Origin of the sequence: Pseudomonas sp. PDM10 (genome assembly GCF_014852295.1) — a bacterium.
GTDB lineage: Bacteria > Pseudomonadota > Gammaproteobacteria > Pseudomonadales > Pseudomonadaceae > Aquipseudomonas.
The window spans coordinates 72,805-98,043 of the sequence record NZ_JACVBJ010000001.1 but is presented as its reverse complement, the minus strand read 5'-3'; the positions used below and the strand labels follow the sequence as shown (position 1 = coordinate 98,043).

19 protein-coding genes are annotated in these 25,239 nt (G+C 58.3%); 8 read left to right on the top strand and 11 right to left on the bottom strand.

Going from position 1 to position 25,239, the window contains the following annotated elements; genetic code table 11:
• Window positions 1-8: 8 nt before the first annotated feature.
• The gene (gene rplM, locus IB252_RS00470; protein WP_007905295.1) at window positions 9-437 is read right to left on the bottom strand and encodes a 50S ribosomal protein L13; all 429 of its coding nucleotides are present in this window, start codon (window positions 435-437) and stop codon (window positions 9-11) included.
• 245 nt (window positions 438-682) lie between these two features.
• Here rplM and IB252_RS00465 point away from each other — a divergent pair, with 245 nt between their 5' ends.
• Complete coding sequence (locus tag IB252_RS00465) at window positions 683-1,723, top strand: NADP(H)-dependent aldo-keto reductase (RefSeq protein WP_192406227.1); 1,041 nt, start codon at window positions 683-685, stop codon at window positions 1,721-1,723.
• 104 nt (window positions 1,724-1,827) lie between these two features.
• Here the strand turns inward: IB252_RS00465 and IB252_RS00460 are convergent, their stop codons facing one another.
• The gene (locus IB252_RS00460) at window positions 1,828-2,964 is read right to left on the bottom strand and encodes an acyl-CoA dehydrogenase family protein (RefSeq protein WP_192406226.1); all 1,137 of its coding nucleotides are present in this window, start codon (window positions 2,962-2,964) and stop codon (window positions 1,828-1,830) included.
• Window positions 2,965-3,208: 244 nt separating this feature from the next.
• Between IB252_RS00460 and IB252_RS00455 the strand changes: the two genes are divergently transcribed.
• The 5 genes from IB252_RS00455 (at window position 3,209) to IB252_RS00435 (ending at window position 9,667) form a co-directional block, all read left to right on the top strand.
• Complete coding sequence (locus IB252_RS00455; RefSeq protein ID WP_192407545.1) at window positions 3,209-4,105, top strand: GlxA family transcriptional regulator; 897 nt, start codon at window positions 3,209-3,211, stop codon at window positions 4,103-4,105.
• Window positions 4,106-4,329: 224 nt separating this feature from the next.
• Complete coding sequence (locus IB252_RS00450) at window positions 4,330-6,267, top strand: flavin monoamine oxidase family protein (RefSeq protein WP_192406224.1); 1,938 nt, start codon at window positions 4,330-4,332, stop codon at window positions 6,265-6,267.
• 237 nt (window positions 6,268-6,504) lie between these two features.
• On the top strand, window positions 6,505-7,392 hold the full coding sequence (locus tag IB252_RS00445) for a nitrilase family protein (protein ID WP_111451306.1): 888 nt from the start codon (window positions 6,505-6,507) through the stop codon (window positions 7,390-7,392).
• Between the two features lie 14 nt (window positions 7,393-7,406).
• A complete protein-coding gene (locus tag IB252_RS00440; RefSeq protein ID WP_192406223.1) occupies window positions 7,407-8,609 on the top strand; it encodes a hypothetical protein in 1,203 nt (400 codons plus the stop codon).
• Window positions 8,610-8,686: 77 nt separating this feature from the next.
• Window positions 8,687-9,667, top strand: coding sequence for an asparaginase (locus IB252_RS00435; protein WP_192406221.1), 981 nt, complete (start codon window positions 8,687-8,689; stop codon window positions 9,665-9,667).
• A 308-nt stretch (window positions 9,668-9,975) separates the two neighbouring features.
• On the opposite strand, the gene zapE is transcribed toward IB252_RS00435, so the two are convergent.
• The 3 genes from zapE to IB252_RS00420 all read right to left on the bottom strand — a co-directional run bounded on the left by zapE (window position 9,976) and on the right by IB252_RS00420 (window position 13,171).
• Window positions 9,976-11,070: a cell division protein ZapE gene (gene zapE / locus IB252_RS00430; protein ID WP_123365674.1), complete on the bottom strand. Its 1,095-nt coding sequence runs from the start codon at window positions 11,068-11,070 to the stop codon at window positions 9,976-9,978.
• A gap of 91 nt (window positions 11,071-11,161) precedes the next feature.
• Window positions 11,162-12,517 carry a tryptophan--tRNA ligase gene (locus tag IB252_RS00425; protein ID WP_192406220.1) on the bottom strand — a complete coding sequence of 452 codons (1,356 nt, stop codon included), beginning with the start codon at window positions 12,515-12,517 and terminating at the stop codon, window positions 11,162-11,164.
• Window positions 12,518-12,541: 24 nt separating this feature from the next.
• Window positions 12,542-13,171 (bottom strand): alpha/beta hydrolase, encoded by a 630-nt coding sequence (locus tag IB252_RS00420; RefSeq protein WP_111451302.1) that lies wholly within the window; start codon window positions 13,169-13,171, stop codon window positions 12,542-12,544.
• A gap of 144 nt (window positions 13,172-13,315) precedes the next feature.
• On the opposite strand from IB252_RS00420, the gene IB252_RS00415 reads away from it, so the two are divergent.
• Complete coding sequence (locus IB252_RS00415) at window positions 13,316-13,750, top strand: YhcB family protein (RefSeq protein ID WP_008155956.1); 435 nt, start codon at window positions 13,316-13,318, stop codon at window positions 13,748-13,750.
• Window positions 13,751-14,002: 252 nt separating this feature from the next.
• Here the strand turns inward: IB252_RS00415 and IB252_RS00410 are convergent, their stop codons facing one another.
• Both IB252_RS00410 and IB252_RS00405 read right to left on the bottom strand, forming a co-directional pair.
• Window positions 14,003-14,722 carry an OmpA family protein gene (locus IB252_RS00410; RefSeq protein WP_192406218.1) on the bottom strand — a complete coding sequence of 240 codons (720 nt, stop codon included), beginning with the start codon at window positions 14,720-14,722 and terminating at the stop codon, window positions 14,003-14,005.
• 100 nt (window positions 14,723-14,822) lie between these two features.
• Complete coding sequence (locus IB252_RS00405) at window positions 14,823-15,467, bottom strand: MBL fold metallo-hydrolase (RefSeq protein WP_046048274.1); 645 nt, start codon at window positions 15,465-15,467, stop codon at window positions 14,823-14,825.
• A gap of 233 nt (window positions 15,468-15,700) precedes the next feature.
• Here IB252_RS00405 and IB252_RS00400 point away from each other — a divergent pair, with 233 nt between their 5' ends.
• Window positions 15,701-16,471 (top strand): PP2C family serine/threonine-protein phosphatase, encoded by a 771-nt coding sequence (locus tag IB252_RS00400; RefSeq protein WP_192406217.1) that lies wholly within the window; start codon window positions 15,701-15,703, stop codon window positions 16,469-16,471.
• A gap of 101 nt (window positions 16,472-16,572) precedes the next feature.
• Here IB252_RS00400 and IB252_RS00395 read toward each other — a convergent pair whose 3' ends face one another.
• From IB252_RS00395 to IB252_RS00380, 4 genes are all read right to left on the bottom strand, one after another.
• Complete coding sequence (locus IB252_RS00395) at window positions 16,573-19,308, bottom strand: LuxR C-terminal-related transcriptional regulator (RefSeq protein ID WP_192406215.1); 2,736 nt, start codon at window positions 19,306-19,308, stop codon at window positions 16,573-16,575.
• A gap of 367 nt (window positions 19,309-19,675) precedes the next feature.
• On the bottom strand, window positions 19,676-21,040 hold the full coding sequence (locus IB252_RS00390; RefSeq protein WP_192406213.1) for a DUF1329 domain-containing protein: 1,365 nt from the start codon (window positions 21,038-21,040) through the stop codon (window positions 19,676-19,678).
• 28 nt (window positions 21,041-21,068) lie between these two features.
• Window positions 21,069-23,006, bottom strand: coding sequence for a DUF1302 domain-containing protein (locus IB252_RS00385; protein ID WP_192406212.1), 1,938 nt, complete (start codon window positions 23,004-23,006; stop codon window positions 21,069-21,071).
• Window positions 23,007-23,342: 336 nt separating this feature from the next.
• Window positions 23,343-25,025, bottom strand: coding sequence for a fatty acid--CoA ligase (locus tag IB252_RS00380; protein WP_192406211.1), 1,683 nt, complete (start codon window positions 25,023-25,025; stop codon window positions 23,343-23,345).
• Between the last annotated feature and the right edge of the window lie 214 nt (window positions 25,026-25,239).

Genomic DNA, 25,239 nt, shown 5'->3' with positions numbered 1-25,239 from the left:
CTATTCCGTTAAAACTTCAGTTCTTGGGGCTGCTGAGCAGTATGAGGGTGTACAGCGCCCGCATAGACTTTCAGCTTACGATACATGTCGCGACCCAGCGGGTTCTTAGGCAGCATGCCTTTGACCGCGGTCTCGATCACGCGCTCAGGGGCTTTAGCAATCAGCTTTTCGAAGTTGATCGACTTGATGCCGCCCGGGAAACCGGAGTGGGAGTAGTAGATTTTGTCGGTGGTTTTAGCACCGGTTACACGAATCTGCTCGGCATTGATAACGACGATGTAATCGCCGGTGTCAACGTGAGGAGTGTACTCAGCTTTATGCTTGCCACGCAGACGGCTCGCGATTTCGGTGGCCAGACGACCCAGGGTCTGACCTGCAGCGTCGACGACAAACCAGTCGCGCTGTACTGTTTCCGGTTTAGCAGTAAAAGTTTTCATTCTTTATAGCCTCAGGGGCCGCCCTGTAAATTAGACGGCGGATCTTACTGAATAGTGCGTACTTTGACAAGTCAAAGGCAGCCGGATACAGACGCTTTCGGGGGCTCGGGTCGGCGCGTCCGTTCAACGGCAAGATTCTTCGGCGGCGGCGCATCACTTCCACTGCAGAAAGAGGTGCGCAATTATGCAGATTGCGAAAAATAATTCAACCTGCTTTTATGATTGTTTTGCCCAAGGAGCACCCAGTGGACTATCGACAGCTAGGCCGAACCAATCTGAACGTGAGCGCCATCTGCCTCGGCACCATGACCTGGGGCGAGCAAAACAGCGAGGCTGAAGCCTTCGCCCAGATTGAACGGGCCAAGAGCGCCGGGATCAATTTCATCGATACTGCCGAGATGTACCCGGTGCCGCCCAAGGCCGAAACATACGCCACCACCGAGCGCTACATCGGCAATTACTTCAAAAGCCGTGGTGATCGCGCCGACTGGATCCTCGCCAGCAAGATCGCCGGCCCCGGTAACACCATCGACTACATCCGCGACAAAAACCTGCGACACAACCGCCAGCACATCACCGAAGCCGTGGACGCCAGCCTCAAGCGCTTGCAGACCGACTATATCGACCTCTACCAGCTGCATTGGCCGGAGCGCAGCACCAATTTCTTCGGCCAGCTCGGTTACAAACACCAGACCGAAGCCAACCTGACGCCGCTGGAGGACACCCTCGAAGCACTGGACGAGCAGGTCAAGGCCGGCAAGATCCGCCACATCGGCCTGTCCAATGAAACGCCATGGGGCCCGATGCGCTTCCTCGCCCTGGCCGAAGCCCGTGGCTGGCCGCGCGCCGTGTCGATCCAGAACCCGTACAACCTGCTCAACCGCAGCTTCGAAGTCGGCCTGGCGGAAATCGCCATCCGCGAACAGTGCGGCCTGCTCGCCTATTCGCCGCTGGCGTTCGGTTTCCTATCGGGCAAATACGAAGGTGGCGCGCGTCCGCCTAAAGGTCGCCTGAGCCTCTACAGCCGCTTCAGCCGCTATTTCAACCCGCAGTCGGAAGCGGCGTGCAGTCGTTATGTGACACTGGCACGTGAACACGGCCTGGACCCGGCGCAAATGGCGTTGGCGTTTGTCACTCAGCAGCCATTTGTGACCAGCAACATCATTGGTGCGACGACGCTGGAGCAGTTGGACAGCAACATCGCCAGCTTCGATCTGAAACTTTCCGATGAAGTGTTGGCAGGGATCGAGGCGATTCACCAGGATCAGCCCAATCCTGCACCTTGATTGATGCATAGACCCAATCGCGAGCAGGCTCGCTCCCACAGGTTTTGCGCAATCCCTATGGGAGCGAGCCTGCTCGCGATGGCGGTAAAACAGTCACTGCAAGGTCAAAGCGACCGCGCAATAATCTCCTTCATGATCTCGTTGGTCCCCGCATAAATCCGCTGCACCCGCGCATCCGCCCACGCCCGGGCGATCAGGTATTCCCACATGAAACCGTAACCGCCATGCAACTGCACGCACTCGTCGAGCACTTTGCATTGCAGGTCAGTGCCCCAGTACTTGGCCATCGCCGCGGTCGGCACGTCGAGCTTGCCTTGCAGGTGCAACTCCAGACAGCGATCAACAAAGACCCGACCGATCTGAATCTCGGTCGCCATCTCCGCCAGTTTGAAGCGGGTGTTCTGGAAGTCGGCGATTGCCTTGCCGAATGCCTTGCGCTCGCGGGTGTAATCCAGCGTCCATTGCAACGCAGCTTCAGCCGAAGCAAGCCCGCCGATAGCAACGGTAAGACGCTCCTGCGGCAATTCCTGCATCAGGTACGCGAAGCCCATCCCGGCCTGCCCCAACAGGTTTTCCTTGGGCACCCGAACGTCCTGGAAGAACAGTTCCGAGGTGTCCTGAGCCTTCATGCCGACTTTTTCCAGACGCTTGCCCTTGGCGAAGCCCGGGGTGTTGGCTTCCACCAGAAACAGGCTGGTGCCTTTCGCGCCAGCCTTCGGATCGGTCTTGGCCACGACAATCACCAGGTCAGCGAGAAAGCCGTTGGTGATGAACGTCTTCGAACCGTTGATCACATATTCGTCGCCATCGAGTACCGCGGTGGTTTTTACCCCTTGCAGGTCAGAACCGGCACCCGGCTCGGTCATGGCAATCGCCGTGACCATTTCGCCAGACACCAGTTTCGGCAGGTATTTGTGTTTCAGCGCTTCACTGCCGTAATGCAGGATGTACGGCGCGACGATGTCCGAATGCAGGGAAAAACCGATACCGGTCAGGCCGAGACGACCGATCTCTTCGATCACCACCGCGCTGTAGAGAAAGTCCGCCCCCAGGCCGCCGTACTCTTCGGGCAGATGCGAACACAGCATCCCCGCCTCCCCTGCCTTGTTCCAGAGTTTGCGGTCGATATAGCCTTGTTTTTCCCATTGCCCATGGAACGGCACGGCCTCTTTTTCGAGGAACGTTCGCACGCTGTCGCGAAAAAGTTCGTGCTCGGAGCTGAACAAGGTTCTGGGGATCATGCGGCACCTGTCGTTATTGTTAGCCGGAATTGACCTTCAGAGACTATGCCTCGCATCCGGCACAGGACACTGGACACATCCGACAAAAAATAAGACGATCCAGCCGTCTGGTGACCACTTTCCCCTATAAGAATAAAGTTGAATTATGTCTAACCAAGTCTCCACGCCCTTACGGCGCGTCAGCATCCTGGCTATCGACCGGGTTTTCGCTTCCACCCTTATGCAAGCCAAGGATTTCTTCCACCTGGCCAGCCTGCGTTATGGCAAACAACTGGGCCAAGGCCTGACTCCGGCGTTCGAAACCCGCCTGGTCAGCCCCGACGGCAAACCGGTGAACAGCTTCAGCGATGTGATCATGCCGGTGGACGGCGGCCTGGAAAACGCCGACATCATTATCCTTCCAGCCTTCTGGGACGATTTCGACACGCTTTGCCAACGTTACCCACAAGTCCTGCCCTGGCTGCGTCAGCAACATGCTCGCGGCGCAGTGCTGTGCGGTGAAGCCACCGGGGTGTTCTGGCTGGCCGAGGCCGGATTGCTCGACGGCAAGGAGGCGACCACTTACTGGCGCTTCTTCAATGCGTTTGCCGAACGCTTCCCACGGGTTCAGCTCAATCAGGACAAACACCTGACCGACGCCGACAACCTGTATTGCGCGGGCGGCACCACTTCGGCCTGCGACCTTTACATTTACCTGATCGAACGCTTCTGCGGCGCCAACGTGTCCCAAGCCGTGGCCCGCGACATCCTTTATGAAGTGCAGCGCAGCTACTCGCCAGGACGGATCGGTTTCGGCGGTCAGAAGCTGCACCAGGATGTGATCATCCTGCAGATCCAGCACTGGCTCGAAGAACACTTCGCCGACAAATTCCGTTTCGAAGACGTGGCTCGCGAACACGGCATGAGCATCCGCAATTTCATGCGGCGCTTCCAGACCGCCACCGGGGACAAGCCGCTGCATTACCTGCAACGACTGCGCATCGAAACCGCCAAGGGCCTGCTGTCCGGCAGCCGCAAGAGCATCAAGACCATCAGCTACGAAGTCGGTTACGACGATGCGAGTTTCTTCGCTCGGCTGTTCCGTCAGCACACGGAGTTGTCGCCGAACCAGTATCGGCAGCAATTTCAACAAGCAGCCTAACGGTTGATACAGGCGCCGCCACGCAATTGCCAAGCGGCGCCTGCTTGCGAATTAAACGGCCTATACCAACAGTGTTTAAAGATAACGATAAAGTGATTATTTCCCTTACATGAAAAACGGAATGCAGAGCACCGGACAAGTACTTTGTACTCTTGCGAGCGGCTTACTGAAAACCCCAATATATTCTTCCCGCCAGCTGAACTGCACTTCAGGGAAGATCAACCATGACAATAGAAACAAGTTCCCAGCCTCCCTCATTTAACGATAAGACCGAAAATCTCCAGACTAAAAAGAACTGGGCTGGCCGATTCCCCAATCCGCCAGACTTGTGCTTTGACTACCGAGCGTTAATCGAACAGGAACATGGCGTCGCAAAGGCAACCAATCCCACGCATAAAATATGCATCATCGGCGCAGGTGTTACCGGACTGACTGCCGCCCGAGAACTCTATCGTTGCGGTTTTACCGACGTGACACTGATAGAACAATCGACACGCATCGGCGGTAGACACCTGACCGTCCATGGCCGCCATTCAATTAAAGAAAGTCATACTCCTTTCGAAATGGGTGCCATGCGCATGCCATTCTTCAATAAGGAAAACGAACCACCCAAAGAAGGTCGATCGCTGATGGCTTACTACGCCAAGGCATTTGACCTGGCGCTATCGGATTTCCCCAACCCGGGAAGCCCGTGGGTGAGTTCGACCGGTATTTATCTCCAGGAAGGCAGCCTGGGCGGTCGTGCGGATCCGCACATGTTGATCTGGACGAATGAAGACGGCTTGACGCCTCCACCCGACGAGGCGCTGCAAACGGTTTATGCCAAGTGGAAAGCCTTTGCCGCCAGGATGACTCGCCAGGTTGCGCCGATCTACGCCACGCAGGAATGGGAAGCTGTCTGGGCCGCGATCGTCGAAAGGTACGAGCGCGTTTCGTTTCGCGACCTGGTCTGTATGCCGGTGCTGGACAACTGGGATAAAGACAAACCTGGAGATTTTGGCGGAGTCGGAATGACCTCGCACGAATCAACCCTGTTCTATTCGATAGGCATCGGCGACGGTAGTTGGGGCGCTTTTTATGACGTCTGCGCGCTCTACCCGCTGCGCACCGCCATTTTCGGATTCAGCAGCCGCCTGCAACTCGTTCACGGCAGGGTCGATTCGTGCGGCGAACCGCTTCCCGCGCCGTACTTGCACAGCGATGCGGTTCTCGATGCGAAGGGCCTGCCTTTCGACAGTCCGCGCTATATCGGTCTTGCGGCGCTGGACGAATGCTTGCTGTTCATGAACACCGACAGTGCGCACACGTCGTTCTACGAACATTGTCTTGAAAGGGGTGACGGTTTTTTCACCGATTCTTCAGTCAACAAACTGAAGAAACTGGATGATCAAAAAATACGTGTCTATTACACGTGGAAATTCAGCCAGCCCAGTCAATCGCAGGAACTGTTCAATGACTTTGACGCTGTCATCATGACCCTGCCTTCATGGCTGATCGAAACGGGGGTCCGGCTCGAAAACTTCAATCAGCATATGTTGCCGTTCGACATGATCAACGCTTACAAAACAGCACACTGGGAAACCAGTTGCAAAGTGTATGCGCCGTTAAGTAAGTCTTTCCTTTCAAGCAACACCACAATCCCCCAGGCCATTGTGACCGACAGTTTCATTCATGACGTGTACAGCTATCGTTATAACGAGAATTATCCATACGACTGCATATTATTAAGTTACACATGGGAGGATGACGCGACCAAACTGGCGCTGTTCAACGATCAGGAACTGGTGGCGAAGTGCGTAGAGGAACTCGACCGGATATTGATGAATTGCGCCAATATCCAGGAGAGGATTTCTCCTTATATTCAAACTGAACTGGCCTTGGTCCAACGCTGGATGACGGACAGAAACGCCTTGGGCTGCGCAAAGTTATACAGGCCCGGCACTTATTACGACGCGGTGAGCCTGATGAAGTACAACCGGGATTTCTCACATCTGTCCGGCCTTTATTTTTGCGGAGAATCGTTTTCGGTCGATGCCGGCTGGACAGAGCCTTGCTTTCGCGGCGCCGTGGATGCGGTGATTCATATCTGCAATAAAACCGCAGCGGTATTCAACGGCGGATTCTGCATGAGCGACTACCCGCAATACCGCATCCGCAACTGACGCCCCGCTCCATCGCCCAGAACCAATGCGCCCTGCGCGTTGGTTCTGCCTGTGTCAAACCGCTCTATTACGCCGTCTTGCGCCCCGGCAGGGAAATCCGGGCGCTCTGCCCTGCGCGATCTTCGGACACGGACTACAGCTCAAACGGAAGCCGCTGACTTACGCAAAAAAGCCATTTCAACTCTTATAAACACGCAATTAAACAGCGTGAATAACAATAAAAAGAGGTCATCCCGAATGAGCGAGCCAACAAGTCCTGTTCGTGTAGCAGTTGTGCAATTCGACCCACAAGTCGGCATAGAAAAACGTGCAGGTAATTTGCGTCATGGTCTGGAATTGGCACTGGAGGCGGTAAATGGCGGTGCCAATCTCATCGTGTTGCCCGAGCTTTCCAGCACAGGTTATTTCTTCAGCAACCGGCAGGATGCGTTCGACCATTCGGAGGTCATTCCCGACGGACCGAGTGTGAAAATCTGGATGGACTTCGCCCGCAACCACAAGGTCTACCTGGTTACCGGATTGACTGAGCGTGACGGCATGCGGCTGTTCAACACCGGCGTTCTGGTCGGGCCTGACGGTTTTATCGGCAAGTATCGCAAAGCCCATTTGTGGAACCTGGAGAAGCTGTGGTTCACGCCGGGCGACCTGGGCTTTCCGGTGTTTGATACGCCTATTGGTCGTATCGGCCTGTTGATCTGTTGGGATATCTGGTTCCCGGAGGTGCCGCGAATCCTGACCCAGCAAGGCGCGGACATCATTTGCAGCCTGAACAACTGGGTATGGACACCGCCACCGCTGTTCGACGAGGCCGGCAAGTGCATGGCGTCGTACCTGACCATGACCGCTGCACACGTCAACAATGTGTTTATCGCCGCCGCCAGCCGGATCGGGGAAGAACGAGGTGCCCGTTATCTGGGCTGCTCACTGATTGCCGGTACGAATGGCTGGCCGATTGGCCCCGTGGCGTCAGCGGATCAGGAACAAATCCTGTATGCCGATATCGACCTGACCAGCTCTCGAAGCGCGCCGATCTGGAACAATTTGAACGACCTGCACCGCGATCGTCGAGCCGATCTCTACGATCAAATGCTCGGTTACACCCAGCACCCTTGCCTGCCGCGCTGACAAGGGGGTAACCGATGAACATCACAACCGAAAAAAACCGGCCTGGCGCCAGATCGCCACTGGATCTTGCAATCATCCTGCTGATGATCGGCACGGCGCTGCTGATTATCTGGCTTTCATTCACCCACCGTTCTGCCTGGGAAGCGCATTGGCCAAGCTACAGCGACATGGTCTCGAACCTTCCCGAACCGGCTGCCTGGTTGCGCTGGGTGCTGGGCGACATCAGCGAGGTGGCGTTCTACAAACACGAGTTCGCCTCTATCGGGTTGTTGGCCGGAGCCTATCTGGCCTATTGGGCGAATCGCACAGGAAAAACCTGGCAAGGTTTTGCCATTTCCTATGGGACTGGATTGTGGCCGTGGCTGGTCACCAGCTCGTTGCTTGGACTGTTGCTGAGCAACCTGCTGTGGGGCTGGACGGTCACCGCCACCAGTTGGCAGCCGACGTTTGCGGCGTTTGTTTCGCTGCCGGCGGCGATAGTGCTCATGTTTGGTGGTAGCTGGAAGGTCACGATCAATGGCGCAATCATGGGCGCCGTGCTGGTCACGCCGACGTGCCTGCTGTTCGTCAACTACGTGTGCAATCCTCTGGGCTTGCCTGTGGTCATCGGCAATGTCTCGGGCATGGCAGTCGCCAGCGTCTTCGCTTTTGTGCTTTGCCGTTACCTGCCAAGCCTGGTGAAGTCCGAGCCCGGCGAGAAGCCATCCACCCCTTCGCCCGCAACCGTCACCACCAAAACGCCCGACTACGGGGTTATCTGGAGCTTGCGCCGGGTGCTGGCCGATTTTTCGGAAGCGCCGTTCTTTGGCAATGAGCTGGCCAGCCTCGGCCTGTTGCTGGGGGTATTGCTGGCTTACACCTGGAATCCGATGAGCCCGGTATATGGGTCGGGCCTGCTGCCCCAATTGATCGGTGCCCAGGCGTTGACCTCAGCGCTGGGGGTGGTGATCTGGCGTCGGCAATGGATGTCACGCGGCTGGTATCCCACCTACGTTCCATTGGTGTCCGTGGTGCCGGCGGCCGTTCTGACGTACGGCGGCAGTTGGCAGGTGATCCTCTCGAGCGCAGTGCTGGGCGCGCTGATTGCACCGCCCCTGGCTTGCGCCATTGCCCAGCGAGTGCCTGCGTACATGCATGCCTACATCGGGAATGTCCTGTCCATGGCCATCAGCACTTTGCTGATCATTCCGATTATCGGACTGCTGATCGCCAACTGACGCCCGCTGCCAGCCGGCTGTATCCGGGCTCGAAACCGGGTACAGCCACTTCTCATTACAAACAAGCGAGGTATCACATGGACCTGCCCCAACTGGCTATCGCCGCGCTCGGCGGCACCGTGAGCATGCAAGCCCGGAACGCTGGCGAAGGTGTTGTCCCGACCGTCAGCGGCGAAACCCTGCTGGCCTCGGTACCGGAACTGACGGCCCTGGCCCGGGTCAACGTTGAAACGCTCGGGTTACTGCCCAGTGCTTCACTGGATTTCGAGTTTTTGCTGAGTGTCCTTTCCTGGGCCAACTTTCAGATCAAGCAAGGTGCTGTCGGGGTTGTCATTTCCCAAGGTACGGACACCCTTGAAGAAACAGCCGCGCTTTTTGATTACTTGTGGGAGCACGACGAACCGCTGGTCGTGACCGGCGCCATGCGTTCGGCAGCGCAGGCAGGGGCCGATGGCCCGGCGAATCTGCTGGATGCTTGCCGGGTTGCACTGGCTGAAAACAGTCGACTGCGAGGCGTTCAGGTGGTCATGAACGGGCAGATTCACGCAGCATGCCGCGTGCGTAAAACCGATTCGCTGGCATTGCAGGCGTTTTCCTCTCCAGCCTTTGGCCCCTGCGGAATGCTTGTGGAAAACACCACCCGCTATTTGCGCCCACCCGCCCCGCGAACGGTTTTACCTTTGCCGCAACAGACCACGCAGAAGGTTGCGATGCTGGAGGCGTCGCTCTCTGCCGACACGCTGTTACTGGAGAACATCCTCGAACTAGGCTATGACGGGCTGGTGATCGGCGGTTTCGGTGCCGGACATGTTTCGCAGAGTTGGGCGGATGTTATCGAAAAAATCGCCAAGAAAATCCCGGTGATCGTTGCAACCCGGACCGGTTCCGGGTCCACGGCGCAATCTTCCTACGGCTTTATTGGCGGCGAGATGGACTTGATCCGCAAAGGTGTATCGATGGCTGGATTTCTTTGCCCGCGTAAAGCCCGGATCTTGCTGTGGTTGCTGATCGGCTGCCAGCGGCAAGATGAACTGGCCAGCTTCCTCCTGGAAGACTGACACAACTACCGGTAGCAGCGAGTAGGGATCAGCACATCTACAAAAAAGGCCTGCTAATGCAGTAATGCTGTTCACTTAAGACCATCTTCAAGCGAGCAAGAAACCTGTGGCGAGGGGATTTATCCCCGTTGGGTCGCGAAGCGGCCCCCAGCGTCCATTCAAGCAGACTGAGTCTCCCGGTTTTACGACTGCTTCGCAGCCGAACGGGGTGGTGCGGCATTCCGATAAATCCCCTCACCACAAATGTTGGGCCCGCGCCTATGTGAACAGCATTATGCTAATGCAGACCTTTTTCATTTTCCGAAATCCTACGGCTTGTGAGCCCGGGACAGGAATTCGTGGGACTGCATTTCCAGCAGGCGACTCAGGGTGCGCTGGAACTCGAAGTTCAGGCGACCGCCGGTGTAGAGGTCTTTGAGTTCGACTTCAGCGGAAATGATCAGCTTCACGTTACGGTCGTAGAACTCGTCGACCATGTTGATAAAGCGTCGGGCGATGTCGTCGGTGGTGACGCTCATTTGCTCGACACCGCTGAGCAACACGGCGTGGAAGATCTTGCCCAGTTCGATGTAATCGTTCTGGCTGCGCGGGCCGTCGCAGAGTTCGCGGAAGTCGAACCAGGCCACGTCATCGCACGTGCGCAAGGCACGGATTTCGCGGTTCTCGATCATCAGCACATCGTTCTCGATGGCTGCCGTGCATTCCGGCGTCAGGGCGCGAAAGCTCTTGCGCAGGCTTTCGTGGGACTCCGCGTCGAGCGGAAAGTGGAACAGCTCCGCTTGCTCAAGGTGACGCAGACGGTAATCGACGCCGCTGTCGACGTTGACGATTTCGGTGTTCTGCTTGATCAGCGCAATCGCTGGCAGGAAGCGCGCACGTTGCAGGCCGTCCTTGTACAGACCGTCCGGCACGATGTTCGAAGTCGCGACCAGGGTCACGCCGTTCTTGAACAGCTCTTCCATCAGCGTGCCGAGGATCATCGCGTCGGTGATATCGGACACGAAGAACTCATCGAAACAAATCACCCGGGCTTCGTCAGAGAAGCGCTTGGCGATGATGGTCAGCGGGTTTTTCTCGCCGCCGAGGGTCTTCATCTCTTCGTGCACGCGCTTCATGAAGCGGTGGAAGTGAGTGCGGACCTTTTCCTTGAACGGCAGCGCTTCGAAGAAGGTGTCGACCAGATAGGTCTTGCCACGGCCGACGCCGCCCCAGAAGTACAGACCCTTGACCGGTGCCGCGTCTTTCTTGCCAAACAGTTTGCCGAACAGGCCCGGTTTGCTGTGCGAGGCCGCGACCAGATCGTCGTACAGGCGCTGCAAGTGGCGCACCGCAGTTTCCTGCGCGGCGTCATGGAAGAATTCCGGGCGTTTCAGATCAGCTTGATATCGTTCTAGGGGCGTCATAATTCGTTAGCAAGGCAACAAAAACGGGCCGTCACTGTAGCGACGGCCCGTGGGAATGGCAATCAGCCCTTGGTCGGGCCGAGCCGCTGATTTATTCCTGAACCGGCGTCAGAGCAACTCGCAAGGTCTCGATGGCAGCATCACGAGCGGCGCTGTCAGCAAAGGCCGGGCTGTCGGCAATGCACTCGCCTTCCACCCAGACGCTGAAGCTCAGGTCTTCGTTGCGCACGTCCAATGGCTGACCCGATTGCAGTTGCTTGGTCACCTGGCCGGCGGTTTTGCCGTCGGCGAAGTGGCGCGACAGCAGCAGCTGCTCGCCGTCGGCCGCCAGCAGACGGAAGCGGAAACTGCCGTCGTCTTCACGGAAACTGACGAAACGCGCGGCTTTCGCAGCTTTCTTCTTGGTCGTCGCCGCGACCTGGGTCTGAGCGACGAAAGAACGCAGACCCACCGCTTCACGCAGTTCGTGGAGGAACGGTGTCGCTACCGAACGGGCCTTTTTGGCACCGATCTGCAGGATGTCTTCCAGGTCTGCCGGGCGTTCGATCAACTGGTGATAACGCTCGCGGGACTCACCCAGCTCGCTGTCGAGCAACTGGAACAGACGATTCTTCGCCTCGCCCCAACCCAGGCCCTGCAACAATTCGCTGCGGAATTCGTCGGACTGCGCCGGGGTAGCGAAGGCCTGGAACAAGGTGAACAGGTGCGAGTTATCCGGATCCTTCGCCTCGCCCGGCGCACGGGAGTCGGTGACGATCCGTGAAATCGCGTCCTTCATTTCCTTGGCGCTGCTGAACAACGGAATGGTGTTGTCGTAGCTCTTGGACATCTTGCGACCGTCGAGGCCTGGCAGCGTGGCGACGCTTTCTTCGATCAGCGCCTCGGGCATGGTGAAGAATTCTTTGCCCTGACCGAACAGGTGGTTGAAGCGCTGGCCGATGTCACGGGCCATTTCCACGTGCTGGATCTGGTCACGACCGACCGGCACCTTGTGGGCGTTGAACATCAGAATGTCCGCAGCCATCAGCACCGGGTAGCTGTACAAACCCATGGTGATGCCGGCGTCCGGGTCTTCGCCGGTTTCGACGTTCTTGTCCACCGAGGCTTTGTAGGCGTGGGCGCGGTTGAGCAGGCCCTTGGCAGCAACGCAGGTCAGCAGCCAGGTCAGCTCCGGGATTTCCGGGATGTCGGACTGGCGATAGAAGGTTACGCGGTCCACATCCAGGCCACCGGCCAGCCAGGTCGCGGCGATTTCCAGACGCGAGCGCTGGATGCGCAGCGGGTCATCGCATTTGATCAGGGCGTGGTAGTCGGCCAGGAAATAGAACGAATCGGCATTGCTGTCACGGCTGGCGATGATCGCCGGGCGGATCGCGCCGGCGTAATTGCCCAGGTGCGGCGTGCCGGTGGTGGTGATGCCGGTGAGGATACGGGTACGAGTCGTCATGGGTAATCGCTTGTCAGACTGCAATCAATTCGAAAGACGCGGCAGGATCAGATCCTTGAGATCGGTGAGCTTGCCATGAAAAAAGTGTCCGCATTCTGCCACTTTCAGCAGCTCATGGGGGCGATCGAGTGCGTCGGACCAGTCGTAAACGAGCTGCGGATCGATGACTTCGTCGGTTTCCGGCTGGATCAGGGTCAGCTCGCCTTGCTGCGGCAGTTGATCCTGATCGCCCAGACGCATCACCGCCGGCGCGACCATGAACAGGTGCTTGAGCTGCTCACCCTTGGCTTCCAGACGTCCGCCGAGACTTGCTGCAACAAAACCGCCGAAGGAGAATCCGAACAGCGTCAGCGGCAACTCGGGGTGTTTGACTCGCAGCCATTCGGCCACGGCCTGGGCGTCGTCGACTTCGCCGGTGCCCATATCGTGGGTGCCTTCGCTGGCACCGACGCCACGGTAGTTGAAACGTAAAGTAATCAAACCGGCGTCACGCGCAGTGCGCTGCAAGGTCGAGACGACTTTGTTGAGCATGGTGCCGCCCTGCACCGGGTTCGGATGGCAGATCAGCGCAATGCCGCGTGGCTGCTCGTTATCCAGGTAAAGGGCTTCCAGTTGGCCGACCGGGCCATCAATCACTACAGGGGTTTCGCGCATAAGCAAGGAAGGAACTCCGTGACCTCGAATCGGGTCGACTCGTCTAGCAAATTGTCTGTGCCAATCTATTGCGAGTGAATCGCGGTATACAGCGCAGGTTCGAGCCGTTAACGTAAAGCAAAGCCGTTTATAGAGGAAGGACTCGTGGAACACTCGCTCTTAGTTTGGTTGTTACCGACTCTTGCCCTGGTTGTGGGTGTCGCCATTGGTTTCCTGATCGCTCGCCTGGTGCCGAATGCCGCGCCTAGCAGCACGCAACGTCAGCTGGATGACATTCAGGAACGTTTCGACAGTTATCAGAACGAGGTGGTTACCCACTTCAACAGCACTGCAACACTGGTCAAAAAGCTGACTCAGAGCTATCAGGAAGTGCAGGATCACCTCGCCGAGGGTGCCAACCGCCTGGCCCTGGACGAGCAAACCCGCCAACGCCTGCTGGCCTCGCTGCACGCCGATGCAGCCGCCGCCCCACGGGAACGCCTGACGCCGCCGCGCAATCAGGAGCCGCCTCGCGACTACGCCCCCAAAGCCCCTAACGCGCCGGGCATGCTCGATGAGCATTACGGCCTGAAGAAGTAATCAGGTTTCGCGCGACATGAAAAAGCCCTCGGACAAGTGATTGTCCGGGGGCTTTTTAATTGCTGATGGTTTTTGTTGCCTGCTCTGGCCTCATCGCGAGCAGGCTCACTCCCACAGGGGGACGCATTTCAACTGTGGGAGCGAGCCTGCTCGCGATGGGGCCAGAGCAGTCGATACAAAAAAGCCCGGCCGATCTGTTGAGGATCGGCCGGGCTTTTTTAGGCCTGGGGTTCAGTCAGACGATTATGGATACTACTGAACGGTGCCTGGTTGCTCGGCACCATACTGCTGACCCGGAATCGCCTTCAGGTTGACCTCGACCCGGCGGTTCTGCGCCCGGCCATTGGCGTCACCGTTGCTGGCAATCGGGTTATCCGGCCCGGCACCGCGAGCCGACAGGTTGGCGCCGCTCACGCCCTGAGACGTCAGGTAAGTCGCCACGCTCTGGGCCCGGCGCTGGGACAGGTCCATGTTGTGCTGGCGGCTGCCGGTACTGTCGGTGTAGCCGACGATTTCGATCTGGTTCTGGTTGAACTCCTTGAGTGAGCCCGCCAGATTGTTCAGCGGCTGATAGAAGCTCGACGCAATGTTCGCCGAATCGGTGGCGAAGGTGATGTTACCCGGCATGATCAGTTTGATCTGATCACCCTGGCGCTGCACTTCCACCCCGGTGTTGGCCATGCTGGCGCGCAGCTTTTTCTCTTGCTGGTCGGCGTAATAACCGTAACCGGCAGCGGAAGCACCCACCACGGCGGCGCCAATCAGCGCGCCCTTGCCACGGTTATCGTGATTGATGGCGGCACCGGCCAAAGCACCGGCCAGAGCGCCGAGGCCACCGTATTTAGCGGTTTTGCTCATGCCCGTGGAACCACCGTCGGCCTGGCCCTGGTTGTCGTAAGGGTTAGGCGAGGCGCAGCCAGACAGCAAGGCCACAGCCGTAGCGACAATAATCAAACGCTGCTTGGTGAACATGAAGAGCTCCTTCTTTTTGCATTCTGTGGTGCAACGGACAAGGCATTAGCCTTTGCGGGCGTTGGATTGTTTCGGCGGACAAAAATTCCGTCTGTAACAATTAAGCCCGTACAAAAGGGTTCTCGCGCATTTCATCGCCCAGACGTGTGTCCGGACCATGCCCGGTCACCACCGTCGCCTCTTCATCGAGGGTGTACAGCCGCTGCTTGATCGACCGCACGATGGTCGCCTGATCGCCACCCCACAAATCCGTGCGCCCTACCCCGCGACGAAACAACGTGTCACCGGCAATCAGCAGCTTAGCCTCTGAAAACCAAAAGCTCATGGAGCCCGGCGTATGACCCGGTGTGTGCAACGCCACACCGCAGCCGCAGGCCAGTTCTTCATCATCGGCCAACCAGCGATCCGGCGGCGGCACCGGCGTGTAGGGCACACCGAACATCTGGCACTGCATCTCCAGGTTGTCCCACAGAAATTGATCTTCTTTATGCAGGTGCAGGGTTGCGCCGGTTTTTTCCTTCAACTGACCGGACGCCAGGAAGTGATCGAGGTGCGCGTGGGTGTGAATGATGCTGACCACCTTCAGGCCCAGTGCGTCGAGCCGCGCAAGGATCAGTTCGTGATTACCGCCCGGATCGACCACGATGGCTTTTTTGGTGATCGGATCGCCGATGATCGTGCAGTTGCACTGCAACGGGCCGACGGGGAAGGTTTCGCGGATGAGGGCTGTATTCGGGGTTTGCATGGGTTAAATCCTGGTGCCAAGGCTGGGTACTGCGGTTATGATCCGCAAAATTGATAGGTTATCCTCGCGCCGCGCCCATTTTGAAACAAGCCGGCAGGACGCCAATGCCTGGTTCAAACGACTCTTGAAGCGTTTTTTGTAACGCTCAGCTCAAAAAGGATAATCCCATGCAAGAAGACTATCTCCTTCGTCAGGACATTAAAGGTATCCAAGCCTGGGCACAGGTCTGAACCATGCCTGAGATCCCGGTAGATTTGCGCTGTAAAACGGCCTGCGCGTTTGTGGCAGGACGCGAGCACCTCAAAACTCAAACGCCTTGCCAGGACTATGTCGCGGCCAGAGAGTCCAACGAGGTGACCTGCATTTCATTGGCCAATGGGGCCGACTCCCGAGCCAGCTCCGAAATCGGCGCCCGGGTAGCGGTCACGGCTACCCTGGCCTTTGTCTGCAAAAACTTTGAAAGCCTCTGGCAAAACATGGACAAACACAACGCGAAGGCAGCCCAGCGACTGGTTAATCGCTGCCTGGACGCGTTCAGGCGCAAATCTGCAAAGCTCGGCGGCGAGATCAACGACCTGGCCTGTAGCTTGTCATTCGTCGCTTACTCACGAGGCCGTTACCTGGCAGGCCACTTGGGCGATGGTGTCATCGCAAGCGCTGATGCGGACGGACACCTTCAGGCACTTTCTCATCCGGAAAATGGCGAGCCAGCCAATAGCACCCTGTTTCTGACTGACCATAAAGCGGCGTCGCGGCTCAGGTTGTACCGTGGGCAAATCGAAGCCACGACTGGCTTCGCGATCATGAGCGAAGGCACTGCAGAAAGCCTCTATGACAAAGCCAGCGGCGCCCCCGCCCCAGCGATTCAAAAGTTGCTGGAGTTAAATGCAACGCTGCCCAGAAAAAAAATGAAGGAAGTGCTGGCTGACAACCTGCAACAGTCCATTGCCAGTAAAACCGAAGATGACTGCTCCCTAGGCTTCCTGTCGATCCTGAAGCCCTGAATCGACGTGAGGCAAACTCCCCGCAGTGACTGCCTCCGAGGAGAAATGACCGAAACCTCTGATCGCAAGGCCCACCTTGTGCCAGAGGTCTTAATCGGTGATTACTGCAATACACCCAACTCTTTCGCCCTGGCGACCGCTTGCGTGCGCCGTTCAACCCCGAGCTTGCTGTTGATATGGCTGGCATGGGTTTTCACCGTGTGCAGCGAAATAAACAACTGATCGCTGATCTCCTGATTCGAGCAACCCTGGGCGATCAGTCGCAGGACGGCCATTTCCCGCGTACTGAGTTGTTCCGCTGCGGCGGACGACTCCGCGGGACGGGCTGCCACTGTTGGAAGTTGTTCTGAAAGGCTCTGTGAAACGGGCGTCGGCACACCGAGTTGAAGTTGGTTACGCAGCCAGTCCGGATGTTCCGCCAACAACCTGTCAAACGGTTGCAGCACTCCACCGGCCGCCGCTTCCAGTGCCTGACTGAGGGCCTTGCGGGCCTCGGGTTCGCGTCCGCTCCCCAGCAACAACGTCACTTTTTGAGTCAGTGCCATCACGCTGAGCAGCTGCCTGCCGGTTTGCTGCCCATGCTCAAGCAACGCATCCAATCGCCCTTCGGCCAGCATCGGCTGCCCCTGAATGACCTCCAGCAAGGCCTGCTGCAACTCGATATGCAGCGGCAGTTGCGGATGGAACTCCGGAGGGGCTGCCGCGTGTTCGCCGTTGTAGGTCTGGCCCAAGCGAGCGAGCCAGGCTTCGGCCAGATCGGTACGTCCCTGAGCCAGCCATAGTTCGCATTTGACCAGGGTAATCATCGCCAGATAGTAGATCGGTGGCACGTCCCAGATGTGCATCAGGCGTTCGGCTTCGGCGAGTTCGGCGAAGGCTTTAGCGAATTCGCCGCTGCTGCCCTCAAGCCTGGCAATCACGCAGTGACCGATCAATACGCTGATATCACGACAGGCGCGTGCTTCATTCAAACCGGCTTGCAACCGGGCCCGCGCGGCTTGGGGCTGCAAGCGCAGGGCTAACAAAAAGCCTTCGTACAACGTCAGTCGCGCGCGTACGGCATAGAGCCGTTGCGGGGATAACGGTTGCAGGCGTTGCAGCCCCTGGCGCACTTCATCCAGCGCACGCAGGATTTCCCCTCGCGCTTGCAGCACGCGAGCGCGGTCGTAATGGGCCAGCGCTTCGAACAGCGGATTGCCGACCCGTTGCGCCAACTCCAGAGATTCACGGTTCAACCCGCGGGCACGCCACAAGTCGCCGTCGGCAATGGCCAGGTTGGACAGGGTCGAGAGGCACATCAGGCGCTGCCCGTAGCGTTTGGCCGGCAGACTCTCCTGCGCTTCGGTGCAATAGAGCAGCGTCAGCTCACGATTGCCGCGCCCGCGAGCGATGACACCGCTCAGGGCCAGCCATTGCGCCAGCATGGATTTCTGCGCAGTGGCGGACGGGGCCGGCAGGAAGCGGCTCAAATGACTGGCCAGCTCCTCGGCGGCGTCCAGCTGACAGGCCAGCCCCAACGCCCAGCTGTACAGCACGATCAGCCGCGGTGTGCTGATCAGCAGGCTGTCGGGCAAGTCCATTTTCCAGCGCAGCAACATGCCGACGTTCTGTTCAGCCAGCAGTTGTTCTTCGGACAGGTTCTGCACCAGGTTCGCCGCGACGTCCAGGTGCCCGGCGCGCAATGCCTGCTCCACCGCTTCATCGAGCAGCCCCTGGGCATTGAACCAGCGACAGGCGCGCAGGTGCAGGCTGGCCGCCGGCACCATCGCTTGCGCGGTAGGCCGGGTGCGCAACAGGTCGGAAAACAAATGGTGGTAGCGATACCAGTGACCGTTTTCATCCAGTGGCACCAGGAACACCTGATGGGCCAGCAGAAAACGCAGGATCTCGGCGCTGTCATGGGCTTCGCGAACGGCATCGCACAGTTCGCTGCAAAAGCGCTCCTGAGGTGCCGTGTCGTAAAGGAATGACTGCACCTCGGCGGGCAGACAATCGATGACTTCTTCCAGCAGGTAATCGCGGATCAGCCCTTCCCCGCCATGCAAGGCCTGCGGAAAAGCACCCTGGGAGCCCGCTTCAGACGCCGCCAGCAGCCAGAAACGCAGCCCGGCGACCCAACCTTCGCTGCGCTGGATGAGGCTCTCCAGTGCTTCGCCGCGCAAAGAGCTGCTGTGCCGATCAAGCAGGGTCAGGGCTTCTCCGTGAGTCAGGCGCAAGTCCTGTTCATTCAACTCGAGCAGTTGCCGCGACAGCCGCAGGCGCGCCAGATGCCAGTCCGGCCGCTGCCGGCTGGTGACCATGACCAGCAACCCGTCAGGCAGGTGATTGAGGAAAAATTGCAGGCAGCGATCGAGAACCGGGCCCTGCGCCAGATGGTAGTCATCCAGCACCAACAGCAGGGGCGTACTCGCAGACAGGTGCACGGCCAACTCATCGAGCAAACCGTCCAGCCATTCTTCAAAGGCAAACGGCTGGTGCCGCTGGCGCATTTTCAACAGACCCAGGGACCGGCTGCCCAGTTGCGGAAAAAAGTCCTGGAGGCCTTCGAGCAACCGCTCAAGAAAACGTCCGGGATCGCTGTCTCGCGGGCTCAACCCCAGCCACAGACTTTGCCAGTGAGCCGGCAAGCCCTGACAGAATTCCACGGCCAACGAACTCTTGCCAAACCCCGCCGGTGCGCTGACCAGCAACAACCTGCCACCGAGGCCCGCACTCAGGCGCTCGCACAGACGAGGCCGCAGCACATGGCCGTCAGGCAACGGAGGCCGAAAAAAACGCCCGTCCAGTGTGACGACGGCAACGCTTGCAGGGCCCAGGTGTGGGGACAAATCAGTCATGGCCGGCTCTTGTTTGAATGGCGGTTGGCGGCGTTGCAGATGTCCGCAGCCTAGCGGTAAACGAAGAGGGATTGAAGGTTGTTGCTACAAATGGCTACAAAAAGAATACAACCCAAAGTTACCGAGCCACAGATGAAGTTTTCCTGACAGACCGTGTCGCACCCTTCGCGAGCAAGCCCGCTCCCACACTGGATCTACATTGTTTACAAATTTTATGTCCACCGAAGATCAAATGTGGGAGCGGCGGTGCGACGATTCGACTTGCTCGCGAAAAGGCCATCGCAGGCGCCGAAGATTTTCAGGCAAAAAAAAACGCCCCGAACCAGTCGGGGCGTTTCTCGAGGATGCGGCCTCTGTTCAGGACAACTTAGCGAACACCATCCTGGCGCAGAGCGGCCGGAGTGAAGTCGCTGGTGGTGGCGGTAAAGCCGAAGTCATAAGCCGATTTCTCTTCGTTCTTCATGCCCAGCGCCAGGTAGCGGCCCGATTGCAGGTCGTACAAGGTTTCCAGGGTGTACCACGGCACTTGAACGTTGTAGTAGTTCTGGGAATGAGCTTCCGCCACACGCCACAGTTGATTACGACCGTCGTAGTGATCGATCACGGCCGCTTGCCAGGTGTCTTCATCGATGTAGAAGTCACGCTTGGCATAGATGTGACGCTGACCTTCCTTCAAGGTAGCCACCACATGCCAGACACGGCGCAGCTCGTAACGCGCCAGGTCCTGGTTGATGTGACCGGCCTTGATGATGTCGTCGTACTTGAGTTGCGGCGAGTCGAGCTTGTAGCTGTCGGAGGCGATGTACATCTCTTTCTTGCCTTCGAGCTTCCAGTCGTAACGATCCGGCGCACCGTTGTACATGTCCAGGTTGTCGGAGGTACGCAGGCCGTCGGCTGCGGTACCCGGTCCGTCATAGGACACTTGTGGTGCGCGACGCACACGACGCTGACCGGCGTTGTAGACCCACGCCGAACGCGGTTCCTTCACTTGGTCGAGGGTTTCGTGCACCAGCAGCACACCACCGGCCAGACGTGCCGGCGCGGTCACTTTCTGTTTGAAGTAGAACAGGATGTTGCCCGGATTCGCCGGATCGTAATCCTTCATCTTGTCGCGGAACACGAACTGGTCCTGGAAGTACACCAGGCTGTACGAGCCGTTAGGCTGCGGCGTGGCCTGGGTCACCAGACGGGTCACGCTGCCACCGCGATAGCGGGTGATGTGGTTCCAGATGACTTCGACGCCGGTCTTCGGAATCGGGAATGGAACGGCAGTTTCGAAATTCTCCAGACCGTTGCCGCCGGACACCAGGTTAGTGGCGGTGGCGTTTTTCTTGATGGAGGCAAACACGGCATCCGGCACGGTCGCGCCGCGATGGGACGGGTAGACCGGCATCTTGAAGGTTTCCGGGTAGCGCTTGAACATCGCGTATTGGCCCGGTGCGAGTTTGTCCTTGTACTGGTCGACGTTCTGCTCGGTGATGGTGAACAGTGGTTTTTCACTGGCGAACGGGTCGGACAGGAAACCTTTGCTGTCGGCGGTGCCGGCGTTTTTCGCCATCGGCTTCCAGGCCGGGATCGATCCGTCGGCGTTACCCGCCATCTCGGCGCCCATCGGGGTCAGGCTCTTGCCCAGTTTGTCCGCTTCGGCCGCGGGGACCGCCGCCATGACGCCGGTCGCCAGCAGCGAAAGCCCCAGAACACCGACGTGGAACAGACTCTTTGTTATTTTCATAGGTGTGTTCGTCCTGATAATGCAGTGCTTAGAAGTTCACGCCGAAGCTGAGCGCAACGAAATCGCGGTCATCGACGGTGGTGTACTTGCCATCAAAGAAGTTGGTGTAAGCCAGGCTCGCGGTGTAGGTGTTCTGGTACTCGGCATCGACGCCCAGGCTCACCGCTTTGCGACCTTCCTCGAAGTTGCCGCCAGGGCCAGGCGAGTAGCCTTCCACGTCATGGGACCAGGCCACGTTCGGCTTGAGGTTCACACCGGCGAATACGTCGTTGTATTCCCAGATGGCACGACCACGGTAGCCCCAGGAGTTTGCGGTGGTGAACCCGTCGTTTTCGCAATAGCGACTGACGTTGTTTTGCGGTCCGCCTGCCAGGGTAGAAGTGTTCAATGCCACGCACTGACCACTTGGCAATGGACCAGGGCCGTAGCTCGGGTCACGGCCGTAACGCGCTTTGTTAGTGCTTTCCAGACCACCAACGTGAGTAAAGCCGACCTCGCCCACCAGGGTCAGTCGCTCAGCGCCCATCACCTGGTCGAAGAAGTGAGTCAGGGTCGTCTGGAGCTGGGTCACTTCCTTGCGGCGATAGCCTTTTTGATCCTGCCCTGGCGTCCCCTGGAGTACGGAAACGTTAGGGTTCAGAGGTGTCAGACCGGAAAAGAGAATGTCGGTGGTGTTGAGCTGAACCGGAGCATTCGGCCGGTAGCTGACTTCACCACTCCACGCCGTACCTGTCGGTAACGTGGTGGAGAAGCTCAAGCCATACAGGCGAATATCTTCAGGGTACTCGACGTAGTAGCTGGAGTTACCGGCCACATTCAATGGCAACAAGGTCGGTGCCAGGTTACGCGCGACAGCGAGAGGAACACCCCTGGCCACCAGCGAACCCACCAGGCCCGTCGCGCTGTATGCGCTCGCCGGAGCACCTTTGCCGCTGAAAATCGGCGCACGGCTGTGGTAGTTCATGAAGTAGGCGCCGAACTCGGTGTCCAGCGGATCGAACATGTATTTGAAGGACACGCCAAATTGACCGCTGTCACGGGCATCGCGATCCGGACCGCGACGAACGATGACGCCTTCATCCGGATCACCCCAGGTCACGCCCCTGGCAGCCAGGGTGTTGATGGTGGCATTACGCAGCGAAGCCGGCAGCCCTGCAGACGTCAGTGCGCTGTTGAGCCCGTTACGGGTGCGCAGTACGGCCAGGTTGTTATCGCAGCCATCCGCAATCACATCCGGTTGCGAGAAGAAGGTGCCGCAGTTGTCGACAACGGTCTGGTCCCATTCGAGCTGGTAGAAGGCTTCGGTCGAGAGGTTCTCGGTGAGGCTCTGGGACACGTAGAACATGTTGACCGGGATCAGGCCTTCCTTGATCTCGGCACCAGGACGACGGAACGCGGACACGTCGATCGGGTTGATCGAGTTGATGCCGCCGCCGATGAAGGTACTTTCACCCCAACTCACTACTTGCTTGCCCAGACGCACGGAGCCCGGCTGATCGGCAACGGAGTAGTTGTGGTAGACGAAGGCGTCGAGGATCTGGCCGCCGGAGGACTTGGCGCCTTCCTTGCGGTTGCTGTCGCTGATGTCCTTGAACGGACGGCTTTCGTCCTTGAGTTCAAAGTCGTACCAGTATTTGCCACGGACGAAAACGCCGGTATCGCCATATTTCAATTCAAGGTCATGGATGCCCTTGAAGATCTTGGAGAACGTTTCGCCGCTCTTGAAGTTCAGGTGACCGTCGTCGGAAGTCTGGGACAGGCCGCGGCCGCCGTTGTTGACGCCGATGAGGTTCTTGTTGGCATTTTCAGTAGACCAACTGGCACCGATCGACAGGGACGAGTCGAACTGACCTTCGATTTCCCCAACGTTGAAACTGACGCCGAATGCTGGCCCGGCGAGCGTAGAGGCAAGACTGACCGCCAGGGGCAGTTTTGCCCTGCGCCAGAACTGGTTTACTGATGTCATCGACGCTACTCCATGTGCATTATTGTTATGGCAGTGAGCACTTCTAAAAACGCTGTGGATGACTGGGAGCCAAGGTGTCCCTAAGTCATTCCAAAGTTGCATCGCCCCGGTTTGTGCGTTTGCTCCGTTCTTAAAAATCCTTGAGCGGACTATAGCCAGCAGGTAGTACTGCTTGATCCCTCTAAAGTGTGATTTGCAGCTGCCAGCCACTCTGGAACAGTCCTTTGCCAAGCCGACACCTGTCGGCACGGCAAGAATGGCTGAAATTTCAGATTTGACAAGCCAAGCGCTTGCTTGGTGGGGCTGGCGTGCCCTTTTGGGCGCGCCAAGTGACGCTTAAAGCGTCGAGAGGAAGGTGCTGTTGTTGGCTTGCCATTCGGTGATGTCGACGCGAATACGCTTCTTGTCGAGTTTACCGACGCTGGTCTTGGGAATTTCAGTAACAAGGGCGATCTGACTCGGGATGGCCCACTTGCTCAGGTGCCCCAGTTCCACGAACGGCTTGAGGTGTTCCTTCAGTTCTTTGGCCCCGATCTCATGGCCTTCGCGGACCACCAGCAGTGCGAACGGACGTTCGCCCCACTGCGGATCGGCGATGCCCACCACTGCTACTTCGCGTACCGCAGGGTGGCGGCTGATCAAGTCTTCAAGGTCCAGGGAGGAGATCCACTCGCCGCCGGTCTTGATCACGTCTTTGATCCGGTCGCGAATGTCGATCACACCCATGCTGTCCAGGGTCGCGACGTCACCGGTGTGCAGCCAGCCCCCGGCCCAGAGCTCGGCGCCCTTTTGCGGTTCGTTGAAATAGCCTTCGGTAAGCCATGGCGCACGCAGCACCAGTTCGCCCTGGGTCTCGCCATCGGCGGGCAGGAAGTTGCCGTCGGTGTCGACGATCGCCGCCTCCACCAATGGCCCCGGTACACCGGCCTTGATCCGGTACGTGGTGCGTTCGTCTTCGGTGCCGGCCATCAGCTCATCGTTGAGGTGGGCACACGACACCAACGGCCCGGTTTCCGACATGCCGTAAGCGGCGGTCAGTTGAATGCCCTTGGCCTTGGCCGCGTCGTACAGCGCACGGTTCAGCGCACTGCCACCGATGACGATTTTCCAGCCACCGAAATCCGTGCCTTGCGCCGCTTTGGAATTGAGGACCATTTGCAGGATGGTCGGCACGCAATGGGAAAAGGTGACCTTCTCCTTGCGCCACAGCTCCACCAGGTACTCAGGGTCATAGCGACCGGGATAGACCTGCTTGAGCCCGAGCATGGTCGCCACATACGGCAGCCCCCAGGCGTGTACATGGAACATCGGGGTAATCGGCATGTACACGTCGTTGGTGCCCAGCAACCGCACGCTATCGATGGCGCCCATGATGGTCGACACACCCATGGTGTGCAGCACCAGTTGCCGATGGGTGAAGTACACACCTTTGGGATTACCGGTGGTGCCGGTGGTGTAGAACGTGGTCGCGACCGAGTTTTCGTCGAAGTCCTGAAAGTCGCACTGCGTGCTCGCCGCCGCCAGCAACTGCTCATACTCGCCGATGAGGTTCGGCAGGTCGGCGGTTTTCTCCGGCAGGTCAGTCAGCAACAGGGTTTTCTCCACCGTGGTCAGGTGCCCGGCAATGGCCTGGTACAACCCGACGAACTCGCTGTTGACCAGCACAAAGCGGTCCTCGGCGTGGTTCATGGTGTAGAGGATCTGTTCCGGTGACAGGCGCACGTTAATGGTGTGGATCACCGCGCCAATCATCGGGATGGCGAACATGCATTCCAGATAACGATGGCTGTCCCAGTCCATCACCGCCACGGTATCCCCGGCCTTGACGCCGGCCGCCGTCAGCACGTTGGCCAGCCTGGCGACCCGTTCGATCAGGGTCGGATAGCTGTAGCGCAGCTGGTCGCGGTAAATGATCTCGCGGGTTTTCTCATAACGAGCGCCGGACATCAGCAGCCGTTTGATCAGCAGCGGATACTGGTAAGCGCCTTCGGCTGGGGGGATAACGCGAGTCTGCAACATAAGAGTCCCTTTTCTGACTGCACGGTCGTGGCTGAAAGTAAGCACTTTAGTGCCCTTGGACGCCAGCCAAATCAGCCAAAGGAATGATTTGTAGAGCCGGATAAATGCTAGCTTTGCGCCACTATCTGACGTGTTTCGTGGGGAATTCGGGATCTGCGCTGTAAAACGTTGAAACGCATGCGCGCAACACTTGTCTGTGACCCTACGTACGATA